Genomic DNA, 1,435 nt, shown 5'->3' with positions numbered 1-1,435 from the left:
GGCCTCTAGGAGATCCTCTTCCAAAAAAGCATCGATGCTGTCTAAGACGCTTTCAACATAAGCAATCAAGTCACTTTTGCGGGTATAGCGCGAGTATCCGGTGATTTCGCGATCGCGGCAAAACTGCTTAATCGCTGCAATGGTCATGCCCTCTAACTCAGGGCGTGAGTAGGTGCTCATTTTTATCATCTCTCCAACGAAAAGTGATATAGACAGAGGGAGGAACAGACCGCATAAATGCACCCTGATGATGGACAGCATCCTGCTGTCTGTTCCGTTTTCATGTCGTTCATATGTAAAGTGACTTACACTACTGAGTCTATACCAGATGACTTGTGTTTGTCAACTCACACAAATCAACTATAATGGAAGAGAACCAAGATCTACTGACGTTTATGAAATTAAGGGAGAGAGTGGGATTGACTCAGCGAGAGCTTGCTCAATACATGGGTGTCACCGTAACGACTATCAGCGCGTGGGAAAACGGACGTCACGAGCCAAAATTAACGATCCAACAAATGAAGCGACTCATGGAGATCCTGGATTGCTCTTTAGAGGATCTGGCTGAAGCCGTCCAAAACGCTAACAGAAAAAACCCCCTCACTGATTCCTAGGGGTGGTTATGCGGATAAAACAGGGTTCCCCCTCTTTCATTAACCGGGGAGGGGGAACCCTGGAATCACTGAAGACTGAGGAGGATTTTGAGGCAATGCTAGGGAACGAACCCAGGCAAGATATTAGACCCGTGCAAGAAGTTAATGAAGAGCACGAACTCGACAGCATTTATGAAGTCTACGAATGCCCGCAATGCCAGGGAGGGGTGATTCATTGGGAATCACCGGACGGGGATGAAGGGGTTGATATTTGTGACGAGTGCAACGGTAGCGGATTTTTGGCGGTGAGGGGGAAGTAGATGGCTGAAAAAATTCTCTGTCCCCGGTGCAAGGGAGATGTTGAGTTATGGATCCCTTACTGGGAATCTGAAAAGGAGCGTCAGGCCAGCGACTCTTACAATTACGCTGAGTGGACCGTTGTCAATTGTGGGCTTTGTGACGGCACTGGGGAAATAGATTCAGATAGCGATCGCATCTGTTCCACTTGCAAAGGAACTGGGGAAGACTCCGAGGGCTGGTCGTGTGATGACTGTGATGGGGATGGATTTTTCTGGGATTCCGATGGTTGGGAGGATGAGTTCGTAAGGGATACCGCAGATGATTAACCAACTGAGCCTATTTGACCCGGAACAATACTCAACCCCATCATGCGATGGTAAACCGGATTGGTTTTACGACACGCATGATGGGGTTGAGGATGTTCCCTCTGTTAGCCCGAAAAAAAAAGAAAACGGATCCACGGAAATTAATAAGGCAAGGGTGGATAGGTCCCAGGGTGATGAAATCAGCATACCGGGTCAATTATCTAAAGTCAACTCAAC

5 protein-coding genes are annotated in these 1,435 nt (G+C 47.8%); 4 read left to right on the top strand and 1 reads right to left on the bottom strand.

The window, feature by feature from the left end; genetic code table 11:
* On the bottom strand, positions 1-180 hold a 180-nt coding region (locus NG833_RS21930; RefSeq protein WP_254567405.1), incomplete at its 3' end, for a Rho termination factor N-terminal domain-containing protein.
* Between the two features lie 185 nt (positions 181-365).
* Between NG833_RS21930 and NG833_RS21925 the strand changes: the two genes are divergently transcribed.
* The 4 genes from NG833_RS21925 to NG833_RS21910 all read left to right on the top strand — a co-directional run.
* Positions 366-614: a helix-turn-helix transcriptional regulator gene (locus NG833_RS21925; RefSeq protein WP_309143876.1), complete on the top strand. Its 249-nt coding sequence runs from the start codon at positions 366-368 to the stop codon at positions 612-614.
* Positions 615-709: 95 nt separating this feature from the next.
* Positions 710-913 carry a hypothetical protein gene (locus tag NG833_RS21920; RefSeq protein ID WP_254567404.1) on the top strand — a complete coding sequence of 68 codons (204 nt, stop codon included), beginning with the start codon at positions 710-712 and terminating at the stop codon, positions 911-913.
* The gene (locus tag NG833_RS21915; RefSeq protein WP_254567403.1) at positions 914-1,219 is read left to right on the top strand and encodes a hypothetical protein; all 306 of its coding nucleotides are present in this window, start codon (positions 914-916) and stop codon (positions 1,217-1,219) included. It abuts the gene before it with no gap.
* Positions 1,212-1,435 (top strand): hypothetical protein (locus tag NG833_RS21910; protein WP_254567402.1); only part of this gene is annotated, 224 nt, incomplete at its 3' end. The genes NG833_RS21915 and NG833_RS21910, both read left to right, overlap by 8 nt.

The sequence above is a fragment of the Oscillatoria sp. HE19RPO genome, assembly GCF_024220515.1.
Lineage (GTDB): Bacteria > Cyanobacteriota > Cyanobacteriia > Cyanobacteriales > Laspinemataceae > Laspinema.
This window is presented reverse-complemented; position numbering and strand designations above follow the sequence as displayed.